Origin of the sequence: Rhodopila globiformis (assembly GCF_002937115.1) — a bacterium.
Taxonomy (GTDB): domain Bacteria; phylum Pseudomonadota; class Alphaproteobacteria; order Acetobacterales; family Acetobacteraceae; genus Rhodopila; species Rhodopila globiformis.
Genome location: NZ_NHRY01000260.1, coordinates 80,840 through 103,086 on the forward strand (window position 1 = coordinate 80,840; position 22,247 = coordinate 103,086).

Annotated in this window: 21 protein-coding genes; 14 read left to right on the plus strand and 7 right to left on the minus strand. The window is 66.3% G+C overall.

Annotated features, from left to right (window positions below; all coding sequences use genetic code 11):
• Window positions 1–132 precede the first annotated feature (132 nt).
• From CCS01_RS28015 to CCS01_RS28035, 5 genes are read left to right on the plus strand one after another with little or no spacing between them, the layout of a single operon-like run.
• A complete protein-coding gene (locus CCS01_RS28015; protein ID WP_104522062.1) occupies window positions 133–1,845 on the plus strand; it encodes a PQQ-dependent methanol/ethanol family dehydrogenase in 1,713 nt (570 codons plus the stop codon).
• A 5-nt stretch (window positions 1,846–1,850) separates the two neighbouring features.
• On the plus strand, window positions 1,851–3,020 hold the full coding sequence (locus tag CCS01_RS28020) for a c-type cytochrome (protein WP_204848455.1): 1,170 nt from the start codon (window positions 1,851–1,853) through the stop codon (window positions 3,018–3,020).
• A gap of 48 nt (window positions 3,021–3,068) precedes the next feature.
• Window positions 3,069–4,589, plus strand: coding sequence for an aldehyde dehydrogenase (gene adh / locus CCS01_RS28025; protein ID WP_104522064.1), 1,521 nt, complete (start codon window positions 3,069–3,071; stop codon window positions 4,587–4,589).
• A gap of 53 nt (window positions 4,590–4,642) precedes the next feature.
• A complete protein-coding gene (locus CCS01_RS28030; protein ID WP_104522065.1) occupies window positions 4,643–5,035 on the plus strand; it encodes a DUF779 domain-containing protein in 393 nt (130 codons plus the stop codon).
• A 38-nt stretch (window positions 5,036–5,073) separates the two neighbouring features.
• Entirely contained in the window at window positions 5,074–5,445 is a 372-nt protein-coding gene (locus tag CCS01_RS28035; RefSeq protein ID WP_239992430.1) for a c-type cytochrome, read from the plus strand.
• A gap of 52 nt (window positions 5,446–5,497) precedes the next feature.
• Here CCS01_RS28035 and CCS01_RS28040 read toward each other — a convergent pair whose 3' ends face one another.
• The 4 genes from CCS01_RS28040 to CCS01_RS28055 form a co-directional block, all read right to left on the minus strand.
• Window positions 5,498–6,841 carry a PQQ-dependent sugar dehydrogenase gene (locus CCS01_RS28040; protein ID WP_104522066.1) on the minus strand — a complete coding sequence of 448 codons (1,344 nt, stop codon included), beginning with the start codon at window positions 6,839–6,841 and terminating at the stop codon, window positions 5,498–5,500.
• Window positions 6,842–7,008: 167 nt separating this feature from the next.
• A complete protein-coding gene (locus CCS01_RS28045) occupies window positions 7,009–8,220 on the minus strand; it encodes a cobalamin-independent methionine synthase II family protein (RefSeq protein ID WP_104522067.1) in 1,212 nt (403 codons plus the stop codon).
• Between the two features lie 126 nt (window positions 8,221–8,346).
• Window positions 8,347–10,089, minus strand: coding sequence for an MFS transporter (locus tag CCS01_RS28050; protein ID WP_104522068.1), 1,743 nt, complete (start codon window positions 10,087–10,089; stop codon window positions 8,347–8,349).
• A gap of 82 nt (window positions 10,090–10,171) precedes the next feature.
• Window positions 10,172–10,936, minus strand: a complete 765-nt coding sequence (locus CCS01_RS28055) for a class I SAM-dependent methyltransferase (RefSeq protein WP_104522069.1) — start codon at window positions 10,934–10,936, stop codon at window positions 10,172–10,174.
• An 83-nt stretch (window positions 10,937–11,019) separates the two neighbouring features.
• Between CCS01_RS28055 and CCS01_RS28060 the strand changes: the two genes are divergently transcribed.
• Both CCS01_RS28060 and CCS01_RS28065 read left to right on the plus strand, forming a co-directional pair.
• Complete coding sequence (locus CCS01_RS28060; protein ID WP_104522070.1) at window positions 11,020–11,790, plus strand: helix-turn-helix transcriptional regulator; 771 nt, start codon at window positions 11,020–11,022, stop codon at window positions 11,788–11,790.
• A 147-nt stretch (window positions 11,791–11,937) separates the two neighbouring features.
• Window positions 11,938–12,144 carry a hypothetical protein gene (locus CCS01_RS28065; protein ID WP_104522071.1) on the plus strand — a complete coding sequence of 69 codons (207 nt, stop codon included), beginning with the start codon at window positions 11,938–11,940 and terminating at the stop codon, window positions 12,142–12,144.
• 25 nt (window positions 12,145–12,169) lie between these two features.
• Here CCS01_RS28065 and CCS01_RS28070 read toward each other — a convergent pair whose 3' ends face one another.
• Both CCS01_RS28070 and CCS01_RS28075 read right to left on the minus strand, forming a co-directional pair.
• A complete protein-coding gene (locus tag CCS01_RS28070) occupies window positions 12,170–12,637 on the minus strand; it encodes a YbhB/YbcL family Raf kinase inhibitor-like protein (RefSeq protein WP_104522072.1) in 468 nt (155 codons plus the stop codon).
• Window positions 12,628–13,188 carry a CapA family protein gene (locus CCS01_RS28075; protein ID WP_104522073.1) on the minus strand — a complete coding sequence of 187 codons (561 nt, stop codon included), beginning with the start codon at window positions 13,186–13,188 and terminating at the stop codon, window positions 12,628–12,630. Before CCS01_RS28075 ends, CCS01_RS28070 begins: the two co-directional genes overlap by 10 nt.
• Window positions 13,189–13,619: 431 nt before the next feature.
• On the opposite strand from CCS01_RS28075, the gene CCS01_RS28080 reads away from it, so the two are divergent.
• The 5 genes from CCS01_RS28080 (at window position 13,620) to CCS01_RS28100 (ending at window position 19,048) form a co-directional block, all read left to right on the plus strand.
• The gene (locus CCS01_RS28080) at window positions 13,620–14,126 is read left to right on the plus strand and encodes a winged helix-turn-helix transcriptional regulator (RefSeq protein ID WP_104522074.1); all 507 of its coding nucleotides are present in this window, start codon (window positions 13,620–13,622) and stop codon (window positions 14,124–14,126) included.
• Complete coding sequence (locus tag CCS01_RS28085) at window positions 14,123–15,220, plus strand: HlyD family secretion protein (protein WP_104522075.1); 1,098 nt, start codon at window positions 14,123–14,125, stop codon at window positions 15,218–15,220. Before CCS01_RS28080 ends, CCS01_RS28085 begins: the two co-directional genes overlap by 4 nt.
• Window positions 15,217–16,764: a DHA2 family efflux MFS transporter permease subunit gene (locus CCS01_RS28090; RefSeq protein WP_104522076.1), complete on the plus strand. Its 1,548-nt coding sequence runs from the start codon at window positions 15,217–15,219 to the stop codon at window positions 16,762–16,764. The genes CCS01_RS28085 and CCS01_RS28090 overlap by 4 nt, the downstream gene beginning before the upstream one ends.
• 32 nt (window positions 16,765–16,796) lie before the next feature.
• Window positions 16,797–17,600, plus strand: coding sequence for an SDR family NAD(P)-dependent oxidoreductase (locus CCS01_RS28095; RefSeq protein ID WP_104522077.1), 804 nt, complete (start codon window positions 16,797–16,799; stop codon window positions 17,598–17,600).
• Window positions 17,601–17,731: 131 nt separating this feature from the next.
• Window positions 17,732–19,048, plus strand: a complete 1,317-nt coding sequence (locus CCS01_RS28100) for a mechanosensitive ion channel family protein (protein ID WP_158258647.1) — start codon at window positions 17,732–17,734, stop codon at window positions 19,046–19,048.
• A gap of 16 nt (window positions 19,049–19,064) precedes the next feature.
• On the opposite strand, the gene CCS01_RS28105 is transcribed toward CCS01_RS28100, so the two are convergent.
• Window positions 19,065–20,063, minus strand: coding sequence for an LLM class flavin-dependent oxidoreductase (locus CCS01_RS28105; protein ID WP_104522079.1), 999 nt, complete (start codon window positions 20,061–20,063; stop codon window positions 19,065–19,067).
• 181 nt (window positions 20,064–20,244) lie between these two features.
• Between CCS01_RS28105 and CCS01_RS34015 the strand changes: the two genes are divergently transcribed.
• Together CCS01_RS34015 and CCS01_RS28110 are read left to right on the plus strand one after the other, a co-directional pair.
• Window positions 20,245–20,412: a hypothetical protein gene (locus CCS01_RS34015; RefSeq protein ID WP_158258648.1), complete on the plus strand. Its 168-nt coding sequence runs from the start codon at window positions 20,245–20,247 to the stop codon at window positions 20,410–20,412.
• Between the two features lie 388 nt (window positions 20,413–20,800).
• The gene (locus tag CCS01_RS28110; protein WP_104522080.1) at window positions 20,801–21,874 is read left to right on the plus strand and encodes a hemerythrin domain-containing protein; all 1,074 of its coding nucleotides are present in this window, start codon (window positions 20,801–20,803) and stop codon (window positions 21,872–21,874) included.
• The last annotated feature ends 373 nt before the right edge of the window (window positions 21,875–22,247 follow it).

The following is a 22,247-nucleotide window of genomic DNA, read 5'->3' on the forward strand; positions in this document are numbered from 1 at the left end:
TCCGTCTTGATAGCTCTCCGACCACTGCCGTTGCCATTCGACCTTTGTCTAATATACCGCCACCGATCCGAGAGCCATGATGCCCGTCAAGCCGCGTCGATAGCGGCGTGAAGAACACCAAGAGGACGTACCGTGGCAAGATTTAAAACCCGGCTTGATAATGCTTGCTTTGTTCTAGGCCTGCTCACAGCCCTGGGAACCGGCGCGCGCGCGGATGAGGCGCTCGACCGTGCGGCGGCAAATCCCAGCAACTGGGCGATGTACGGGCACGGCTATGACAACACCCGCTACTCGCCGCTCAATCAGATCAACGCGAAAAATGTCGGCCACTTGAAGCTGGCCTATTCGTTCCAGCTCGGCTCGCTGCGCTCCAATGAATCGTCGCCGATCGTTATTGGTGATACGATGTATGTCAGCACCTCCTGGGGGCCGAAGTACGTCTACGCCATCAACGCCGCGACCGGCGAGCGCAAGTGGACGTACGAGCCGGACATTCCCGACGACGTGCTGCAATACGGCTGCTGCGACGCCAACAGCCGCGGTGTGGCCTATGGCGCCGGCAAGATTTTCGTCGGCCGTCTCGACGGCAAGCTCGCGGCGGTCGATGCCGAGACCGGCAAGGAACTGTGGGTTACCACGGTTGTGGACTACAAGCAGGGTTCGGTCATTACTTCGCCGCCGCTTGTGGTCAAGAACATGGTCATCACCGGCTTTGGCGGCGGTGAATACGGCGCGCGGGGCAGCCTGCAGGCCTATGACATCGAGACTGGCAAGCTGCTGTGGCGGACCTATACCATTCCGGGGCCGGGTGAGCCCAACAACGACACCTGGAAGGGCGACAGCTGGCAGCACGGCGGCGGCGCGCCCTGGCTGGTCGGGTCTTACGATCCCAAAACGGATACGGTGTTCTGGGGCACGTCGAATCCCGGGCCTTGGAACTCCGTTGTGCGCAGCACCGGCGACGGCAACTATGGCAAGCTGACCAACCTTTACACCTCCAGCACGGTCGCCTTCGACCCCGGCGCCGGCAAGATCAAGTGGTGGGTGCAGGGAACGCCCGAGGACGCCTGGGACTATGACGGCGTCAACGAGCTGGTGCTGGCCAACCTGCCGCTGCACGGCAAGGAGACGCCGGTCTACATGAAGGCCGATCGCAACGGCTTCTTCTACGTCGTCAACCGCGACACCGGAAAGATCGTTTCTGCCGAGAAGTTTGTTCCGACGACCTGGGCCACCACGATCGACATTGCCACCGGCAAGCCGCAGGAGGTCGCCGACCAGCGTCCGGGGCCGAACCATCCGGTCAAGGGCGTCTGTCCGAACCTGATCGGCGGCAAGAACTGGCAGCCGATGTCGTATAATCCCGAAACCCGGCTGGTCTACATCCCGTCCAACAACGTCTGCATGGACTGGTCCGTTTCGGAAGTGAACTACCGAAAGGGCGTATTCTACCTGGGCGCGGAATTCCCGACGCATCCGGGGCCGGGTGGCTACATGGGCGAACTGATTGCCTGGGACCCGATCGCGCACAAGAAGGTCTGGACCGTCAAGACCGACCTTCCGTTCAATGGCGGCACCATGACCACCGCGGGCGACCTGACGTTCTGGGGTGACCTTCATGGCGTGTTCCATGCCTATGACGCCAAAAACGGCACCGAACTGTGGAAGACGTCGCTTGGCTCGGGCATCGGCGCCGGCCCGATCAGCTTCTCGGTCAAGGGCAAGCAGTACATCGCCGTCGTTGTCGGACGCACCGCCTCCATCCCTGCGTTCCTCGGTGCGGTCGGCAAGAAGATCACCGACGCCACGCCCGAGGGTGGCGCGCTGTTCGTCTTCACGGAGTGAGCGTCGTGCGACGGACCTTTCTGACAACTCTGATGGCTGGGACGGCGCTTTTTAGCGCCGTTTCCACCAGCCAGGCGGCGGCGCCGCTGCGGCTGTGCGCGGACCCGGCGAATTTGCCCTTCAGTACGTCGTCACCCGCGGCTGCGAAAGCAGGCACGCCGGGCCTTTACGTCGAGATCGGCCAGGCAGTCGCCGACGCGCTCGGCCGGCCGATGGAAACGATCTGGTCGCTCAGTTACTTTGGAAAGCGTAACCTGCGGACCACGCTGCTCGCCGGGCAGTGCGACTTCGCGGTGGGCCTGCCGGCGGTCGAAGACTTCATGGGCCCGAGGGTCGTCTTCTCGCGCCCGATCATGTCCGTGGGCTACGCGCTGGCCGTGCCCAAGGATGCCGGGACCAACCTCAATGGCAAGCGGGTGGCGGTGCAGTTCGCGTCTCCACCGCAGAGTTTCGTGGCTACACGTGAAACGATCACGCCCGCGACGGTGATGGATCCTGATGCCGGCATGCGCCTGCTCGCGGACGGCAAGGTGGATGCGGCGTTCGTCTGGGGGCCGTCGGCAGGCTATGTCAACCATGCGGTGCTGCACGATGCGTTCCGGGTCGTGCCGGCGGACGGGCCGCAGATGCGCTACGAGGCGGCCATCGGCTTTTCGCGCAAGAACAAGGAACTGCGCGATCAGGTGAACGCCGTCCTGCCGGGGCTGTCGGCGAAAATCGCGGCACTTGTGGTGAAATATGCCGTGCCGGAAGGCCCGCCGGTCAAGCTGGCGGCGATGGATACGGTGCAGTCCGTGATTGCCGAGGCGCAGGCGCCGGCGGAAACGCCGAAGCCTGAGGCAAAGCCGGCGGAACAGCCTGCCGTGGCCAGCGTCAATCCAACGGCCGAGGCTCCCAAGGCGGCGCCCAAACCGTCGGCGGCGGAAGTGGCCGAAGGGCGCGAAATCTTCAACGGCACCTGCGCCCACTGCCACGGGCCGGACGCGGTGCAGTCGGAACGCCGCATCAACCTGCGCCTGCTGCGTCACCGTTACGGTGATGACATGTATGCCGTGTTCCACAAGACGGTGACGAAGGGACGGCCGTCCAAGGGAATGCCGACCTGGGGAAACGTGTTCACCGAGGACGATTTTTCAAAGATCTATGCTTTCCTGAGCACCATCCAGGCCCCCTGATCCCGTCCGGATTTGCCGGACTGTTACAACAACATAACGGAGTGGAAAATGGTTGAGAAAGCCCTGAGCGAAGTCGCACAGCAGATTGCGTTGCGATCACATTACGAAAACTGGATCGGCGGCAAGTGGGTTGCGCCGGTGAAGGGGCAGACCTTCGACAACCCGTCGCCGATCAACGGCCGCACCGTCAGCACGCATGCCCGCTCCACCGCCGAGGACATCGAACTCGCGCTGGACGCCGCGCATGCCGCCAAGGACGCCTGGGGCCGCACCTCGCCGGCCGAGCGCGCCCTCGTCCTGAACAGGATCGCGGACCGCATGGAGGAGAAGCTGGATCTTCTTGCCATGGTCGAGACGATCGACAACGGCAAGCCGATCCGCGAGACGAAGGCTGCGGATTTGCCGCTGGCAATCGATCATTTCCGTTACTTCGCCGGCTGCGTGCGCGCCCAGGAAGGCAGCCTGTCGGAAATCGACCACGACACCATCGCCTATCATTTCCATGAGCCGCTCGGCGTTGTCGGCCAGATCATTCCGTGGAATTTCCCGCTGCTGATGGCGGTGTGGAAGCTGGCTCCGGCGATTGCCGCGGGCAACTGCGTGGTGCTGAAGCCGGCCGAGCAGACGCCGCTGGCGGTTTTGGTTCTGATGGAAACTATCGCCGATCTGCTGCCGCCTGGCGTGGTGAACGTGGTGACCGGGTTCGGCGTCGAGGCCGGCAAGCCGCTGGCGCAGAACAAGCGCATCGCCAAGATCGCCTTCACCGGCGAAACGACGACCGGCCGGCTGATCATGCAGTACGCCAGCGAGAATCTGATCCCGGTGACGCTGGAACTCGGCGGCAAGTCGCCCAACATCTTCTTCGCCGACGTCATGGCCGAGGATGACGACTTCCTCGACAAGGCGCTGGAAGGCTTCACCATGTTCGCGCTGAACCAGGGCGAGGTCTGCACCTGCCCGTCGCGCGTCCTGGTGCACGAAAGCATCTATGAGCGCTTCATCGAACGTGCCGTGGCGCGGACCCGCAAGGTGGTGCAGGGCAGCCCACTCGATCCCGCAACGATGATCGGCGCGCAGGCCTCCAACGACCAGTTGGAAAAGATCCTGTCGTATCTCGACATCGGCAAGCAGGAAGGGGCGAAGGTGCTGACGGGCGGCAATCGCGCCCATCTCGGCGGCGACCTTGAAGGCGGCTTCTACGTGGAGCCGACGATCTTTCAGGGCCACAACCGGATGCGGATCTTCCAGGAGGAGATCTTCGGGCCGGTCGTGTCGGTCACGACCTTCAAGGACGACGACGAGGCGCTCGCCATCGCCAACGACACGCTTTATGGCCTGGGCGCCGGCGTGTGGTCGCGCAACGGCAACCGCGCCTATCGCTTCGGCCGGGCGATCCAGGCCGGGCGCGTCTGGACCAACTGCTATCACCTGTATCCCGCGCATGCGGCGTTCGGCGGCTACAAGCAGTCGGGCATCGGGCGTGAGACGCACAAGATGATGCTGGATCATTACCAACAAACAAAGAACATGCTGGTCAGCTACAGCCCGAAGGCACTGGGCTTCTTCTGAGCGAGTGGAGCGCGGGCCTTTGTCGCCCGCGCTCCTGCTTCTGGAGTGTTGAGATGGTCGAGCGGGTTCGTGTGACGGAGGCCGCGGAAGCCGTCATCCGCCAACTTGAAGCGGCGCACGGCAATCTGGTGTTCCATCAGTCCGGCGGCTGCTGCGACGGCAGCGCGCCGATGTGCTACCCACGCAATGAATTCCGCGTCGGCGCGCAGGACGTCTTCCTGGGAACGATCGCCGGCGTTCCTATGTTCATGGGCGCGGCGCAGTTCGAGTACTGGGCGCACACGCAACTGATTATCGACGTCGTGCCCGGCCGGGGCGGCGGATTTTCGCTGGAGGCGCCGCTGGGCGTGCGATTTCTAACGCGCAGCCGGGTCTTCACCGACGCCGAGGCGGAGGAATTGAGCCTGGAAGGGCCGCCAAAGCGGGGCGACGAGGTGACGGAGTGAACGACATGATGAAGCGGCTGCGACTGTGGGCGGCCCCGGTGATCATCGCCACGGTCTTCGGCATGGCGAACGCGGTAGCGGCGGAGCCCGCAACTGACAGTGTGGCGAACGGAAAGGCCATTTTCCAGCGCACCTGCGCCAACTGCCATTCGCTGGAGATTGGCGTCAACAAAGTCGGACCGAGCCTCTGGCATGTCATGGGGCGGCCGATCGCGGCTGTGCCTGACTTCAATTACTCGAAAAGCCTGCGGGAACGACGGACGGACTGGCAGGTCTGGGACGAGGCCACGTTGAACGTCTATCTCCGCAACCCGCGGGAAACCGTTCATAACGTAAAGATGTTCTTCAGGGGCCTGCCCAATCCGACGGACCGGGCGGATGTCATAGCGTATCTCAGTACTTTGCAGTAAATATCGGAGGGCCCCACCCTCCCGGGCATTCCTGCGGCCGCACGCGGCGAACTCAGGGCGCGGCGTGCACCCGCCAAACGGCATTTCCGACATCATCGGCCACCAACAGGCCACCGTGCCCATCCACCGCCACCCCGACCGGCCGGCCACGGGCCTCGCCGGCGGCATTGAGGAAACCGGTCAGGACATCCACCGGCTCGCCCTCCGGCTTTCCGTTTACGAACGGAATGAAAATCACCCGGTAGCCGCTCGGCGGGCGGCGGTTCCAGGAGCCATGCTGGCCGACGAAGGCGCCGGCGGTGAACGGCGGCGGCAGGCCGCTCCGCGCCGTAATCGCCAGCCCCAGCGAGGCGGTATGCGGTCCCAGCGCATAGTCCGGCGCGATCGCCCGTGCCACAAGGTCCGGTCGTTGCGGCTTCACCCGGTCATCGACGTGCTGGCCGAAATAGCTGTACGGCCAGCCATAGAAGCCGCCGTCCCGCACCGAGGTCATGTAGTCCGGCACAAGGTCGCTGCCCAGCGCATCGCGCTCGTTCACCGCGGTCCACAGCACCGGCGCCGGATCCAGCGCGAAAGCCAGGCCGTTGGGATTGCGCAGGCCGGTGGCAAAGCTGCGGTGCGTGCCGGTGGCGGCATCCACCTGCCAGATCTGCGCCCTGCCCGCCTCGGCCGCCATGCCGTTCTCGCCGACATTGCTGTTCGATCCGATGCTGACATAGAGGAACCGGCCGTCCGGGCTGGCGACGAGGTTCTTGGTCCAGTGGTGGTTGAGCCGCCCCGCGGGCAATTCTGTCAGCACCGAACCGGGATCGTCGATGCGCGTCTGGCCAGCGTGATAGGCATAGCGGCGGATCGCGTCGGTATCCGCAACGAACAGCCGGTCCCCGACAAGCGCGATGCCGTAGGGCGAGTTCAGTCCCTGCAGGAAAACCGAGCGGACGTCCGCCGTGCCGCTGCCATGCGTGTCGCGCAGCAGGATCAGCCGGTTGGGGCTGGGCACGCCGGCCCCGGCACGAGACATGATGCGCCGCGCGATGAAGCCGCGCAGGCCGGAGTCGTCGTCCGGCTTCGGCGGGGTATTCGTTTCGGCGACCAGCACGTCGCCGTTCGGCAGGACATAAACGTTGCGCGGATGGTCGAGACCGGTCGCGAAGGCATCGACCGCAAGTCCCGGCGCCGGCGTCGGCCGCTCACCGGCGTGCCAGCCGATGGCCGGCGCGACTTTCACCGTCGGGAACAGCGTCCGCACCGGCGGCGGCAACTGCGGATGCGGGCCGATTCCGGCGGAAAGCGGCAGCTTCGCGCTCTCGCCGCGGGAGGCCATCCCGACCGCGACGCCGGCCAGCACCAGGATGACCGCGCCCAGGCTCAATCGTTTCATGGTGCGGCGTTGCATGAAAAGCGCCCCTTTCGGTGCCGAAGCGTTGCAGCCGGATCATCGCACGGCACGAAGACGCCCGGCAAAGCACGGCTGTAGCTTTCATTGTCTGTTCGCGACAAGTTGACCGGACCGGCAGGCGATGGCCTGAAGCACAAGCGCGCCTCGGCCGACGCGGGGCAGCGCTACCAAAGCCGCCGGCTGGCCAGTTCCGCGCCCTGGGCAAGCGACGTGAGCTTTGCCCAGGCGATGTCGGCATGAACGCGACCGCCCAGGCCGCAATCGGTCGCGGCGATGACGTTCTCCCGGCCGACGATGTTGGCGAACCGCAGTATTCTCTCAGCCACCAGTTCGGGATGCTCGACAACGTTCGTGGCGTGGCTGACGACGCCGGGCAGGATCAGCTTGCCCTCCGGCAACCTGACGTCCTGCCAGACGCTCCATTCGTGCTCGTGGCGGACGTTTCCTGCCTCGAATGAATAAGCCTGGCAGTCGATCGCCAGCATCACGTCGATGATGTCGCGCATCGGAATGTCGGTGGTGTGCGGGCCGTGCCAACTGCCCCAGCACAGATGGAAGCGGATCCGGTCCCGGGGCAGGCCTTTGATGGCATGGTTCAATGCCTCGACCCGGCGCATGGAAAATCGCCGGTACGCCTCGACCGTCGGTTCGGGATTGATCATATCCCAGTTCTCGGCAATCGACGGGTCGTCGAGTTGCAGGATCAGCCCGCTGTCAACAATCGCCTTGTACTCCTCGCGCATCGCATCGGCGCAGGCGAACAGGAATTCATCATCGGTCTTGTAATAATCGTTGCCGATGCGCGAGGCGCTGCCCGGGGCGACCGACGTCATGAAGCCTTCCTCGATCCCATGGGCTGCCAGCGCCGCCTTGAAATGATCGATGTCGGCCTTGATGGCGGCCTGTCCCGTGTAGGTCAGCGGCCCCACGCAAACCGGGAAGTGCGCCGCCCTCGGTCCCGTGCTGACGCCTGACTCAGGATCGCCGTAAGCAGCCGCGAACCGCAGCCGGTCACGCCGATCGGCGAAACTCGTCAGCACCACCTCGCCAGGATGCGAGCGCCTGGCAGGCATTTCGTACAGGCCCGGACCGGACAGCATGAGACCGCCGAGGCGCTGAAAGGAATAGCTCCACCACGCGCCATAGTTCACCCGGTGTCCCATCGACTTGCCGAACTCGCCATCGCCCGGAATATCAATGCCGGCCGCCTTCTGGCGGCCCACCACGTCGCCGACCGCGGCGCGGAGCAACGCCTGGAACCGGGCCTCGTCCATGTCATCGTTGCCGGTCCGGCTGCGGTTGGCCTCGATCAGGCTATCCGGACGCGGCAAGCTGCCGGCATGGCTGGTCAGAATGCGGTCTGTGCTCGCTTTCATAGTTTCCTCTCCGAATTATTTGCCGGGCCGTTCGCCGGCCACGGCAACCCGGGCGGGGCGACGCCGGGCAACAATCGCTTTCGGCCCGGGGCATCAGGTCCAGCAGATCGATTGCAACTCCACCCGTCAAGCCGTTCTCGCCTGAGGGCCGTTCCTACCCACCCGGATCAAATGCCGCACCCGTGGCTTCCCCTGGATCTGGAAGCCGGTCGCCGCTTTTCGCAGTTCCCACCCAAGCTCCGTGATCCGTTCGCGCTGGCGCAGGTACTCCAGCCAGGACGCGCTGTGGAACGTTTCGATGAAGACCCCTTCGTCGTCCGCATCCTCGTACACCGCCCAGTCATACGCGTCGTTGCGTAGGCGTTCCGCCCCAAGCCGGCGCACGACATCCAGGAACGCCTCGCGATCGGCAGGGCGAATGCGGTACTCGATGTCGATCTGCACCGGCCCGCTGTCCGGCCGCACCTCGGCGGCCAGCACCGGCGCCGGCCAGTGCATCGAGGGCGTGACATCCACCCCTTCCGCGATCCGCAGCCGGCAACGCCGCAGCAACGGGATCGCGACCAGCAGGCAGGCCGCCGCGGCCAGCAAAGTTTCGGATGAACCGATGGCGGCGGCGACCTGACCCCAGGCCACGCTGCCCAGAGTCAGGCTGCCGAACAGCACTTTCGCGAACACGCCAAGGCCCCGCCCGCGCACCCAACCGGGCACCGAAGCCTGCGCCGCGACATTGATGGTGGCCAGCACGGCGATCCAGCACAGCCCCGCCAGCAGGCTCGCGGCGAGCGCCGTCGGCACGTCGTATGCCATCGCATAGAGCGCCATGGCGCCGGCTGTCCCGACCGTGCCGGCGACCACGAGACTGTCGGCGCTCATCCGCTCGCGCAGCCACGGCAACAGGAACGTGCCGGCGACCGAGCCGACGCCAATCGTGGCGAGCAGGATGCCATAGCCCTGCATCCCGCCGCCGATCTGGCTCCGCGCCAGCGCCGGTAGCAGCGCCCAGTAAGCGGCAGCGAACGGAAAGAACCCGCCGCCCCGCATCAGCGCGGCGCGCAGTTCCGGATTGTAGCGGGCGTGCCGCAGTCCGGCGAGCATGGCACGGCCGATATGTTCCGACGGCAACGAGGGCGCCTCGCGCCGCTCCACGCGCCACAGCAGAACGGCGGTGATCATGACGACGTTGCTCACCGCGTTCAGCCAGAACGGCGCGGCCATCCCGAGGCCCGCGATGACGGTGCCGATCAGCGCCGGTCCGACGACACGGCTGAGGCTGACGCCGAAACTGTTGAGCGTTACGGCGGACGGCAGTTCCTCCTGACTGACGAGTTGCGGCAGCACCGCCTGCCACGTCGGCAGGATCAGCGCGATTGCGGTTCCCGAAACGAAGGTGACGGCAAGCAATGTTGCGGGCGTTGCCTGGTTGAACAGGACCAGGGCCGCGAAGCCGGCGATGAACGGCGTGGTAAGCAACTGCGTGGCCAGCAGAAGCCGCCGCCGGTCGATGATGTCGGCCAGCGCGCCGGCGGGAAAGCCGAACAGGAACACCGGCAGCGCCATTGCCGCCTGCACCAGCGCGACCGTCGAAGGATTGCCGCTGAGCTCGGTCATCAGCCACCCGGAGGCGGCATTCTGCAGCCACGTGCCGATGTTGGATGCGACCATGGCCACCCACAACAGGGTGAAGACGGCGTGGCGGAACGGGCTCCAGGATGCCGACAGGGCCAGCGCTGCCGTGGGTTCCTGCGGATCAGGCTCGGGGGGTCTGTCTGGCAGTTGGGTCAGGACGCATGCCTCCGGCCGGAACCGTGCCTCCGCGCGGCGCCACGGAGACGGGATGCGCGACGATAGCATTGGTGCCATTGGCATCGATACGTGGGGCGCGGGCCGCAGGCGCGCACACGACCGGTACAGGCTGATCACATTACGGCGGGCCGCGGGGCGGCCGCAGCTACGCCGCAACCGCTTCGATCATCAGGGTATCGAGCATGAACGATCCGTCCGGCTCGATGCTGAAATGAGAGCGCACCTCGCTCGAGGCCGCCGCCTGCAGCGCCCGGATCATGCGGATGTTCTCCTCCGGCGTGCGCATCCGCGCGGTCCAGACGGGAAAATCCATGCGCAGCCGCCAGATCCGGCAGCCGCGGACGGCAAAGCCGCAGCGTGCCAGGGCGTCCGTCCATTCCGACATTGCATAATCCCGGACATGCGAGCCGTCCCGCAGCAGTTCGACCGCCTGCAGATGGGTGTCGAGCAACGCCCGGCCCGGTGAAAAGACGTCGATGAAGACGGCTGGAGCGCCGGCCTTGATCACGCGGCGCGCCTGCCGCACGCCACCCTCGAAGTCCTGCCAGTGGTGGGCGGAAAAGCGGCAGGCGATGAAGTCGAACGTGCCGGCCTCGAACGGCAGGCGCTCGGCGCGCGCCTCGGCGGTTTCGATGTTGGCCAGTCCCCGGCCGCGGGCTGTCGCGGCGACCGCCGCCAGCATCTCGGCCGACAGGTCGCAGGCCGTGACCTTCCGCGCGTGCCGGGCCAGCAGATAGGCGACATGGCCGCCGCCGGTGCCCAGGTCCAGCGCGTGCGCCGGAGCGGCCTGCGCGACGATCGTCTCCAGCGCCGCCAGATCCTCGCCCTGCGCATGCACTGCGCTTTCGACATAGGCTTTTGCCCGGGGCCCGAACTGGTCCGCGACGACGTCTTCATGAGCTCTCTGCATGGATGCCTCCCCGTGGATGGCGCAAGGATGCCCGGACGCCAGCCTGTTACAAGAGGAACGTTTATCCTGGTATAAATGGTGCCATGCTCGATCCGGACCAGAGACGCCTGCTTGGCGATTTCGTGCGGGCGCACCGCGAGCGGCTGCGTCCCGACGCCCCGGGCGGGCGGCGGCGAACGCCGGGGCTGCGGCGCGAGGAACTTGCCGCCCGCGCCGGCATCAGCGCCACCTGGTGCGCCTGGATCGAGCAGGGTCGTGACGTGCAGGCCTCACCGCAGGCGCTGGGGCGGCTGGCACGGGCGCTGTCCCTCTCCCGCGCCGAGCGCACCTATCTGTTCGAGCTGGCCGATCGGCGTGATCCGGACAGCGAGGCCGGCGAGGCGGCGGACGAGGCGCCGGCGTCGTTGCGGGAAATGGTGCAGGCGGTCGCACCCCCGGCCTATGGCCTCGACCGGTTCTGGAACGCATGCTGCTGGAATGCCGCCGCGATGCATTTGTTCCGCGGCTGGCTGGATGCCGGCGCCCAGCGCAACCTGCTGCGCTATATCTTCCTGGATGCGCAGGCACGCGCGCTGATCCCCGACTGGGAACACCGGGCGCGGCGGGTGCTGGCGGAATTCCGTGCCGATTACAGCCACAATCTGAAGGACAAACGGATGCAGTCGATGGTGGCGGCGTTGCGCGCGGAAAGCGTCTTGTTCGCCCGGGCCTGGGGCGAGCAGGGCGTGCTGGACCGCACCGGCGGCCTGCGCAGTTTCACCCACCCCGAGCTTGGCCCGCTGCGATTCCGCCAGCATACCTTTACGCCTGCGGATCGGCAGGACTTCAAGCTGGTATTGCTGATGCCGGCCTGAGGGTCCGCGCCGGCTGAACGGACCGCATCGCCAACAATCTATCCCGCGCGGCACGGCGCTGCGGTGGGCGATGTGATCTGGTTCACACCCGCCAAAACCAGTTCCTGGCACCATGACAGTCATTGCAGCAACAGGAGGAACGTCATCATGCCGTGGTCCGACGCCAACGACAGCCTTGTCGCCCCGCATCAGCAAATTCCACGCGATCCGGTCGAGCTGACGCCGGCCGAGGCGTCCCTGGTATCCGGCGGCGTAATGTGCAGCCGCGACCCGGGCGTGCAGGTCCTGGTATGGTTTGCGACGGGAGGGATGGGTATCGGCTACCGGAACGGTCCGTTCACCTGCTGGGGCTAGCAAAGCGCCAGTTCGTCCCGGCACCTTACGGCTCTCGCTGCCCGCGCCCGTACAGGCCGATCAGCTCGCACGAGTCGATCGCCTGCATCCGCGCGGCGGCTTCGACATCCGGGCACAGCGCACCGGCCCCAAGGCCGAGCTGGCTGACACGCAGCGCATACAGCCGGAAATGGTAATGATGCGACGGCGCGCCGCGTGGCGGACAGGGGCCGCCATAGCCCCGCCGCCGGAAGTCGTTGATGGCCTGCGGCGGGAATGACCGCATCGGCGACCAGTTCTCGGACAATCCCCGCGCCTCCGGGGGGATGTCGTAGATGCCCCAGTGATACCAGGTCCGGCCGGGCGCATCCGGATCGCTGCACACCAGGACAAAGCTGCGCGTCGCGGCCGGCGGATCGGCCCAGGCGAGCGGCGGCGAAACATTCGTGCCGTCGCAGGTGTGGCGCACCGGGATCCAGGCGCCCGGTGCGAAGGCTTGACTGGTCAGGCGCATGCGGATCCCCCTGTAAGAGCAAAGCTGTTGTCCCCCCGCGGCACGATGCGAGCCCCCAGGCTGCCGCTTTCGCGCGCGAGCACGTCATGCAGCCACGCGGCGTCCGGAGCCGATGGCCGGTTCAGCCGGAAATACCGGATCGGCATGGGCTGCAGGTCAAGCGCCCCTGGCACGGCAGCCTCGTGCCCGTCGCGGCCGGCTCCTGCGATCTGGATTCCGGCGCGATGCAAGGTGGCGATCGTTTCCAGCAGGCCGGCGCGCGCCCGGTCCAGCACGCAGCAGTCGATCCGGGCGGCTGTCAGGACGGCGACATTGTCCGGGTGCATGCGGTAATGGATGCTCTTGGGCCAGGGATTGTCATGGGTGGTGCTGGCGGTTTCGAGATTGACCATCCTCGCCACCAGCTGTGCGGCATCCAGCACGGCGAGCGCGTCACCCCATACGCAATCGGGTCCGGCCGGGTGTGGACTCGGCCCGTCCGCGGCTTCCGCCAGGTGGACGCAATCCGCAGCGGACCGCACAAACGGCTCATGCAGCCAGGATCGTGTCATGCGTGCCGATCCATGCCTCTGTCCCTGTGGCCGGGCGAGGGAGCGAGACGGCAATCCGGACTGACGTCCTTATTGTGCAGCAATCGATGATCCTTGCGGTCCTGTCCCGTTTGAAGCCTTATCTGTGCGGGTGGCTGTCGCGTTGATCTATATCAACGACGCGCACCAGTCCGTGACGACCTGAGAGCGGAGGTCTTGCGGGCCGGATGGCTGTATCTGATTCGGAACAACAGCCCGCATGACACCGTTCCCGTCGAACGACGCCTGATCGGCGGCCGCGCCTGACGATTCGGTATCGCACCGAGCACGAAAACGGTCCGGCCGCGGACCACCGGCATGGTAACCGATCCGTGATCCAACATGATACTTGCACCATGCAAGCGTCATCGCCATACTGGCTTTCACATTGAAAGTTACACGGGTTTCAGACCATGCATCGCAAGAGCTTCTCCGACATGCCCTGCCCCATCGCCCGCAGCCTGGAGCGCGTCGGCGAATGGTGGAGCATCCTGATCCTGCGCGATGCCTTCCACGGCCTGACCCAGTTCGACCAGTTCCAGAAAAGCCTGGGCATCGCCCCCAACATCCTGGCTCGCCGGCTGAACGCCCTGGTCGAGAACGGCCTGCTCGAACGCCGCCGCTACAGCGAGCGGCCGCCGCGCGACGAATACGTGCTGACCGAGAAAAGCCAAGATTTCCGCCCGGTCCTGTGGACGCTGCTGGCCTGGGGCAACCGTCATTTCGCCCCTGAAGGCGCGAGCGTCGTCGTGGTGGACGCCGCGACCGGGATCACGGCGGACCCGGTGCTGATGGACCGGGTCAGCGGCAAGGTCATGACCCATCCCGCCTTCCGCAGCGCCCCCGGACCCGCCGCGGATCATCGGACGCGCGCCCGCCACGCCGCCCCTTCGCAGATCGCCACGGAGGCCACGCCATGAGCGACCAGGTCATCACTCGCGACGTCGCGCGGCCGGCGCGCACGGCCCGCCGCCGGATGTCCAGGCAAGCGGCCTTCGCCGCCCTGGGCCTTGTCGCGCTGACGGCCGCCGGCGCGTACGGCCACGAGTGGTGGACCATCGGCCGCTTCATCGAAAGCACCGACGACGCCTATGTCGGCGGCAACGTCACGCCGATCGCGCCGCATGTCGCCGGCTTCGTGAAACAGATCCTGGTCACCGACAATCAGTATGTGCGGGCCGGCCAGCCGTTGATCCGCCTCGACCCGGCCGACTACATCGCCGCGTTGGGCCACGCGCAGGCGGTGCTGCAGGCGCGCCAGGCGGCCATCGCCGCGCTGCAGGCCAGGCGGGTGCTGCAACGTTCGATCATCGCCGGCGCCGAGGCCGATCTGGCGGCGCGGCAGGCACAGGCGGTTTTCACCGCGCAGGAGGCCGAACGCTACCGCTCGCTGGCCGTCACCGCCGCCGGTTCTCGCCAGGATGCGCAGAAGGCACTGGCCAGCGACAAGGCGGCCCGGGCCGGCGTGCTGGCATCGCAGGCGGCGATCGCGGCAGCGAACGAGCAACTTGCGGTGCTGGACGCTGAAACCATCGCCGCACAGGCGGACCTCCACCAGGCGCAGGCGGATGTGCGCACCGCGCAGCTCAACCTGGGCTATACCGAGATCGTCGCCCCGGTATCCGGTTACGTCGGAAACCGTTACGCCCAGGTCGGCGCTTACGTTGCAGCCGGTACGAACCTGCTGTCGGTGGTGCCCGCGACCGGCCTGTGGGTGGATGCCAACTTCAAGGAAGACCAGCTTGGCCACATGAAGCCGGGCGACCCGGCAACGATCGTCGCCGACGTGCTGCCGGGCCGGACGTTCCAGGGCCATGTCGTCAGCCTGTCTCCGGCCACCGGCGCGGTGTTCAGCGTGATCCCGCCGCAGAACGCCACCGGCAACTTCACGAAGATCGTGCAGCGCGTGCCGGTGCGCATCGCCTTGGACGGCGACGGCCAGGAACTCGGGCTGCTGCGGGCCGGTCTGTCCACGACCGCCAGCGTCAACACGAAGGCGGAGCCCGGGCCATGAGCAGCGCGGCACGCGGCGTCCTGCCGTTCGCGGTGATGTGCTTCGGCATGTTCATCGCCCTGCTGGACATCCAGATCGTTGCGTCCTCATTGGCCGACATCGGCGGCGGGCTGTCGGCGGCGCAGGACGAGATCAGCTGGGTGCAGACGGCGTACCTGATCGCCGAGATCTGCATAATCCCACTGTCCGGCTGGCTGACGCGGGTGTTCTCCACGCGCTGGCTGTTCACCGCCTCGGCCCTGGGCTTCACCCTGTCCAGCGTGCTGTGCGGCATGGCGTGGGACATCGACAGCATGATCCTGTTCCGCGCCTTGCAGGGGATGCTGGGCGCGTCGATGATCCCCACGGTCTTTACTTCATCGTTCCATTACTTCGAGGGCCACCGGCGGGTCTATGCCGCGGCGGTGGTCGGCACGATCGCCTCGATCGCGCCCAGCCTGGGGCCGGTCATCGGTGGCTGGATCACCGACACGCTGGACTGGCGCTGGCTGTTCTACATCAACCTGGTTCCCGGCTTCCTGGTCACCATCGGCGTCGCCGCCCTGGTGGACATCGACAAGCCGGACCTGCGGCTGCTGAAGGGCGCCGACTATCTCGGCATCGCCCTGATGGCCGTCGCGCTGGGCACCCTGGAATACGTGCTGGAGGAAGGCGCCCGCTGGAACTGGCTCAGCGACCACACGATCCGCAACTGCGCGGTCATGTCCGCGGTCGCCGGCATCCTGTTCGTCATCCGCAGCCTGACCTTTGCGCAGCCCGTGGTGGACCTGCGCGCGCTGGGCAACCGCAACTTCCTGCTGGGCTGCATCCTGTCGTTCGTCACCGGCATCGGCATGTTCGCGACGATCTACCTGACGCCGCTGTTCCTGGGCTATGTGCGTGGGTTCTCCGCCTGGCAGACCGGCGTGGCGGTGTTTTCCACCGGCGTGGCCTCGATCGTCGGCGTGCCGGTCTATGTCATGCTGGGCAAGCGCGTCGACCTGCGCTGGCTGATGCTGTTCGGCCTGGCCAGCTTCGGCCTGTCGATGTGGAGCTTTACGTTCATCACCAACGACTGGGGCGGCGACCAGTTGCTGATTCCGCAGATCCTGCGCGGGTTCCCGCAGGTGTTCGCCGTCGCGCCCGCGGTGACGCTGGGCCTGGGCAGCCTGTCGCCGGCGCGGCTGAAATATGCCAGCGGCCTGTTCAACATGATGCGCAACCTGGGTGGCGCGGTCGGCATTGCGGTGTGCGGCGCGGTGCTGAACGACCAGACGAACCTGCACTTCCTGAACATTGCCTCCACCCTGACGCCCGCCAATGCGGCGATGAACGATCTGCTGGCGGGGCTGGGCGCGCGATTGACCGATGTGCTTGGTTCCGTGCCGGCCGGCCATCTGGCGGCGCTGGAGCAGTTGCGGGCCATCGCCTACCGCGAAGCCGCGACCATGGCTTATGCCGACGCCTTCCGCACCATCATGCTCGCCTTCCTTGTCACCACGCCGCTGGCACTGCTGTTGCGCAGGGTCAGCCCGCCGAAGACGGCCGCGGCCGACGCGCACTGATTTCGAAGCTTACTTTCAGGGAGAGACTGATCATGCAATCTTCGTTTCGTACCGTCCTGATTACCGGCGCCTCCACCGGCATTGGCGCGACGTACGCCGATCGTTTCGCCCGGCGTGGCCACGGGCTTGTGCTGGTGGCGCGCGACCAGGGGCGCCTGGAGACTCTTGCCGCCCGGCTGCGTGACGATTACCGCGTTCCCGTTGACGTGGTCGCCGCCGATCTGACCAGGGCCGGGGACCTGGGCCGTGTGGAGACGCGGCTGCGGCAGGACGCGGAAATCGGCATCCTGGTGAACAACGCCGGGGCGGCGGTGGGCGGCGGGTTCGCCAGTCCTGACCTGGATGCGCTGGAGCGGCTTGTTGACCTCAACGTCACCAGCCTTATGCGCCTGACCGGCGCGGTGGTGCCGCGTTTCCTGGCGGAGGGCGGCGGCGCGATCATCAACCTGACGTCGGTGCTCGCCGTCGCGCCCGAACTGATGCCCGGGATCTACCCGGCGACGAAGGCGTTCGTGCTGACCTTTTCCCAGTCGCTGCAATCCGAACTGGGGCCAAGCGGCATTTATGTGCAGGCCGTGCTGCCGGCGGCGACCCGGACCGAGATCTGGGAACGGTCCGGCATGGATCCGAATGCCTTTCCGGCCATGATGGACGTCGGCGAGCTAGTCGATGCCGCCCTGGTCGGTTTCGATCGCAAGGAGACGATTACCATCCCACCGCTGCCTGACGAGAACCAGTGGACGCAGTTCACCGCCGCGCGCCAGGCCATGCTGCCGAACTTCCGGCAGACGCACCCCGCCGACCGCTACCTGGATGGCGCCGCCGCGGGACGGTAGCTTTTCGTTGGGAACGACCTGAGTCCATCGGGATTTTGCCCTGAAGCCCGTCCGGTGCGTTATTATCATGGCAGGCGGCTGGCCTGAATGATGAAACGGCGAGCGGGGGGGGGAAGTCGATGGACGCTATCATGCCGTCATCCGTTTCGTCCGAACAGTTCCAGTGGGTGATCCACTGGCTGTTCGGCGACGCCTTGCAGTTCGCGAATCTCATCCAGGTTCCGGCACTGATCATGACTGGCGGCGTCGCCTGGCTGCTGTGCCGTCCGGTGCAGCATTGGGCCGTCGCGTGGATCAACCGGCTGCCGGACCATCATCATCTCGACAGCCTGCTGCATCGGCCGTGGCTGATCCAGCGGGTGGTGCCGCTGATCACGCCCACCGCCTGGGTGATCGGACTATGGATCGCCGTCACGGTCGCCGCGCGCACCGGCTGGCCCGACACGGTTGCGCGGATCGCCATGAACCTGCTGATCGCATGGCTGGTGATCCGCCTGGCGGCCGATATCGTTCCCAATGCGGTGCTTGCCCGGATGATCGCCGTGCTGGCCTGGATCGTTGCGGCGCTCAACATCCTGCACCTTTTGGGCCCCACGCTTGCGTTGCTCGACGGCACCGCCATCGTCGTCGGCGGACTCCGGGTTTCGCTGCTGACCATCGTCAAGGGGGTCGTTTCGCTGACCACGCTGCTGTGGGTGGCGACGGTGGCGTCCAAGCTGTTCGAGCGCCGCATCACCCACGTCGCCGAGATCACTCCCCGCGCGCGGGTGCTGCTGGGCAAGCTGCTGAAGGCGACGCTGATTACCCTGGCGGTGGTGCTGTCGCTGACCAGCATCGGCGTGGACCTGTCCAGCTTCGCGCTGTTCACCGGCGCGCTTGGCGTGGGCATCGGCCTCGGCCTGCAGCGGACGGTGTCGAACCTGTTCAGCGGAATCGTCCTGCTGCTCGACCGCTCCATCAAGCCGGGCGACGTCATCGAGGTCGGCGGGACCTATGGCTGGGTGGCCTCGCTCGGCGCACGCTACGTCGCGGTGGAGACCCGCGACGGGACGGAATATCTCATTCCCAACGAAGACATCATCACGCACCAGGTGATCAACTGGTCCCACAACAACGACCGGGTTCGGCTGAAAGTCCCGATGCGCGTGCCGCATGATTCCGACCTGGACCAGGTGATCGCCCTGGCGCTGGAGGCGGCCGCGGCGCCGCCGCGCATCCTGGCGTCGCCGGCGCCGGCTGTGCTGATCATGGCCTTCGGCGAGAGCGCGATCGAGCTTGAACTACGATTCTGGATCACCGACGCGCAGAACGGCGTGCACAACGTGAAAAGCCAGGTTCTTTACGAGATCTGGCGGCTGTTCCAGCAGCAGGGCATCCGGATTCCCTATCCCAAGCGCGACCTTTACGTACGCTCCACGCCGCAGGCCGGGCAGCTGGGGGAATCCTGATCCGCACGGCGCCGCTTTACGCCCTCAGCCGCGGCAGCACCTTGTCGGTAAGCAGCCGGAACGAGCGTCCGCTCATCGGCGCCGCCATCAGGTAGGTCATGCCGATCGCCTCGGCAAACGACTGGATCTGGTCGGCCACGCGCTCCGGGGTGCCGTGGATCATCACCTCATCCAGATAGAACGCCACCGGGTCCCTGCCGCCGAATGTCCTCTCCTCCTGCCGGACGTTGCCGCTGTGCTGCGGGCCGACATAGGACGCGATCGTCCATTCCGCCACGCGGTGCGCCACGGCGTGCGCCTTCTCGTCGGTGTCATCGACGGCGACCAGCCGCGCCATCGGAATGGTGCGGCCGGCGTCGCTGTAGCCGGCCTCGGCCAGTTTCGCCCCATAATGCCGGCGCTTCCGGATCAGGTCAGCGCGGGAGGAATGCGGGTCCATCAGGATCGAGTGCCCCTGCCCCGCCGCCCACTCGATCGCCGGAATCGACGACGCCGCCAGCCAGACCGGCGGATGCGGCGTCTGCAGCGGCTTGGGCAGCACCTCCACGCCGTCGTAATGAAAGAACCGGCCCTGGTGCGAAACCCGTTGGCTGGTCCACGCCTTCAGGACGATCTCCACCGTCTCGTGGAAGCGTGCGGCGCTTTCCTCGCCCGGAATGCCGAAGGCGGCGAATTCGCTGCGCTCGAAACCACGTCCGGCGCCCCAGTTGACCCGGCCGCCCGACAGGACGTCCAGCAGCGCCACCTCCTCGGCCAGCCGGAGCGGATTGTAGAACGGCGCCAGCGAGACCGCCGTGCCGATGCGCAGCCGTCTGGTGCGGGCGGCGGCCATGGTGCCCATCATGTGCACCGACGGGCAGACCGAGAAGCTGGAAAAATGATGTTCGGCCAGCCAGACGGCATCGTATCCGGCCTGGTCCATGATGGCAAAGCGCTCCATCGCCGTTTCGTAAACCGAATTGAGCGGCACCGACCGGTCGCGCCAGCCGAAGAACTGCAGAATGCCGATTTGCATGTTTCCCCTCCCGTGACCGTGCGGTGCGGCGGCATGGTCGGGGATTTCCGCCGGGTGGTCCAGAACCCCGGCGGCAACCCTCCGCCACCATCCCGTGAAAGCGGCGGTGTGACCCGGGTCGCAGAAATCCCCCGGCGGCCCCTATATAAGCGTTCATTGTCAAGCATCCGTGGAGTGTCCCATGTCATACGTCACACCGGCTGAACTCGCCGAGATCGTGCCGGACCTGCGGGCCCTGGCCAGCATCGAGCCATCCGCCGAGGTGCGCGCCGCCTTCATACGCCTTGCGGATCGATACGATTCCATGGCAATCGGCTGCCACGATCCCGACCAGGCCGCCGCGGACTGAACATCCGGCCCGGCTGCGTCATGAAAATTCCTTTGGAGAGACAAAGGAAAAAATCCCCCGGACATGCGCGCCAGGGGTTTGCAGGCTGCGCGGCCCGTGCTAGGCGTGCCGTGTCCTCGGAAACGAGCGGCGGACACCATGACGCAGGCGCGCGATGCGGAGCCAGATCGCCCGCGCGCCCGGGGTCCGTTTGAACGCCGTCTGGCCGTCCTTCACCTGCCAATGACCATGCGTCCTCAGGGCCGCGGTCGTTGCCGCGCGCTGGCCTGATCGCTCGCTCCGCGGCATCTGGCAGACGTCGGATGTTCCTTCGCCCGAAGCAGTCGGGCGCGCTTGCCTTCCAACTGACAATCGCCTGCCCCGGCGCGGCAGGCACAGAGGAGACAGGATGAATCTTCGAACATTGATGCAGGCCGGCCCCACGAAGGCGAACGAGCTGTTCGTCAGGCTGTCCGAAACCTCGGACGGCGCCATCAAGACCAGGGAAAAGCTGTTCGCCGAGCTGAAGACCGAGCTGGAGCTGCATGCCAGCCTGGAAGAGCAGCACCTGTACCCGGTCCTGCGCCGGAACGCGGAAACCAAGGAACTCGTTGCCGACGCGATCAAGGACAACAAGGAGCTTCGCGCGAAACTTGCCGAGCTGGAAGCATTGCCGAAGAACGACGAAGCCTTCCCCGAACGGCTGAAGGATCTGCAGAAAGCCTTCCGCCAGCACGCCCGCGATGAGAACCGCGAGCTGCTGCCGGCGGTGCAGCAGGCGCTGACCGAGGAACAGGCACAAAACCTCGCCGGCAAGATCGAAGCCGGCATCGCCGGCGCCGAACAAGCCAGGCAGGATGAACTGGAGCAGCGCCGGGTAAAGGCCCGCCAGGAGCGCGAACAGGCCGAGTCCGCCCACGCCCAGACCGCCAACGCCGAGCCCGTTCACCGGAACCAGGCCGAGCCGAAGCAGGCGAAGCCTGCCGAGGAACGCCAGGACACCGAACCGCAAGCCTCCGCGAGGCCGGAGTCTCGTAACCAGGAAGAAACAGAGTCGCGTGCCTCCAGGCTGCCGCAGCGCAACGCCCTCCGGGCCGTCGAAGCGGCCGCCGGCGAAGCCCGGAGCGTCAACGCCGGCATGCGCGAGGCAACCGAAAACTACGTCCACATGATGCGGACCGTGGCCCTGGACCCGCAGGAACTGATCGCTCTGCCCAGGTTCGCGGTCGGCGCAATCACCGACATGCAGGCTGCCTGGCTCGACTGGGTGAACCAGACGGCGCTCGCCGGAACGCGGCTGTCCCGTGAAATCCTGCGGCAGACGGCCGAGCAGCAGCAGCGGCTGGTCGTGAATTCGATGCAGCGCTGGATGGACCAGAACGCCCGTATCATGCAGGTGACCATGCGTGCGGCGCAGGAAGGCCTTCGTCCATTCCTCGATCGTTCCACCGCCGGCCAGCAGGAGCACCCGCAACGCCGGTAGCCCGCGGGCTTCGAACCGCGGCGGCGGTTGCAGCTGGTGCCCTGCAACCGCCGCCTGCGCCCGGACTGCCCGGCGGCGTTCCGCCCGCCACTTCACCCAGTCGTCAATTGATCGTTCCGCCATACTGCGCATCCGCCGATGCTGATCTGTGTTCGTGCGTTGGAAGAAGATGAGGCAAGAGGATCGATCGATGACCGACAACCGGTGGGAGCTGCCGCTCGTGCTCATTATGTCTGCCGCGGCTTTTCTGTCGGTATGGCACTTCGTCGCGCTGCTCCTTGCCTGACTCCTTCCCAGCCTGCCCGCCTGATCGTGCAGAGCGCTGTCGCATAGCCCCGGCCATCCATCCGCGTGCTTCGAACTGACCGCAGAG

Excerpts from the sequence above, each read along its gene's own strand:
- CCS01_RS28095 (WP_104522077.1), top strand. The coding sequence starts at position 16,797 with ATGCAATCTTCGTTTCGTACCGTCCTGATTACCGGCGCCTCCACCGGC.
- CCS01_RS28055 (WP_104522069.1), bottom strand. The coding sequence starts at position 10,936 with ATGCAGAGAGCTCATGAAGACGTCGTCGCGGACCAGTTCGGGCCCCGG.
- CCS01_RS28050 (WP_104522068.1), bottom strand. The coding sequence starts at position 10,089 with ATGCCAATGGCACCAATGCTATCGTCGCGCATCCCGTCTCCGTGGCGC.
- CCS01_RS28075 (WP_104522073.1), bottom strand. The coding sequence starts at position 13,188 with ATGACACGATCCTGGCTGCATGAGCCGTTTGTGCGGTCCGCTGCGGAT.
- CCS01_RS28105 (WP_104522079.1), bottom strand. The coding sequence starts at position 20,063 with ATGCAAATCGGCATTCTGCAGTTCTTCGGCTGGCGCGACCGGTCGGTG.
- CCS01_RS28060 (WP_104522070.1), top strand. The coding sequence starts at position 11,020 with ATGCTCGATCCGGACCAGAGACGCCTGCTTGGCGATTTCGTGCGGGCG.
- CCS01_RS28085 (WP_104522075.1), top strand. The coding sequence starts at position 14,123 with ATGAGCGACCAGGTCATCACTCGCGACGTCGCGCGGCCGGCGCGCACG.
- CCS01_RS28070 (WP_104522072.1), bottom strand. The coding sequence starts at position 12,637 with ATGCGCCTGACCAGTCAAGCCTTCGCACCGGGCGCCTGGATCCCGGTG.
- CCS01_RS34015 (WP_158258648.1), top strand. The coding sequence starts at position 20,245 with ATGTCATACGTCACACCGGCTGAACTCGCCGAGATCGTGCCGGACCTG.
- CCS01_RS28080 (WP_104522074.1), top strand. The coding sequence starts at position 13,620 with ATGCATCGCAAGAGCTTCTCCGACATGCCCTGCCCCATCGCCCGCAGC.
- CCS01_RS28045 (WP_104522067.1), bottom strand. The coding sequence starts at position 8,220 with ATGAAAGCGAGCACAGACCGCATTCTGACCAGCCATGCCGGCAGCTTG.
- CCS01_RS28040 (WP_104522066.1), bottom strand. The coding sequence starts at position 6,841 with ATGCAACGCCGCACCATGAAACGATTGAGCCTGGGCGCGGTCATCCTG.
- CCS01_RS28065 (WP_104522071.1), top strand. The coding sequence starts at position 11,938 with ATGCCGTGGTCCGACGCCAACGACAGCCTTGTCGCCCCGCATCAGCAA.
- adh (WP_104522064.1), top strand. The coding sequence starts at position 3,069 with ATGGTTGAGAAAGCCCTGAGCGAAGTCGCACAGCAGATTGCGTTGCGA.
- CCS01_RS28110 (WP_104522080.1), top strand. The coding sequence starts at position 20,801 with ATGAATCTTCGAACATTGATGCAGGCCGGCCCCACGAAGGCGAACGAG.
- CCS01_RS28030 (WP_104522065.1), top strand. The coding sequence starts at position 4,643 with ATGGTCGAGCGGGTTCGTGTGACGGAGGCCGCGGAAGCCGTCATCCGC.
- CCS01_RS28100 (WP_158258647.1), top strand. The coding sequence starts at position 17,732 with ATGCCGTCATCCGTTTCGTCCGAACAGTTCCAGTGGGTGATCCACTGG.
- CCS01_RS28090 (WP_104522076.1), top strand. The coding sequence starts at position 15,217 with ATGAGCAGCGCGGCACGCGGCGTCCTGCCGTTCGCGGTGATGTGCTTC.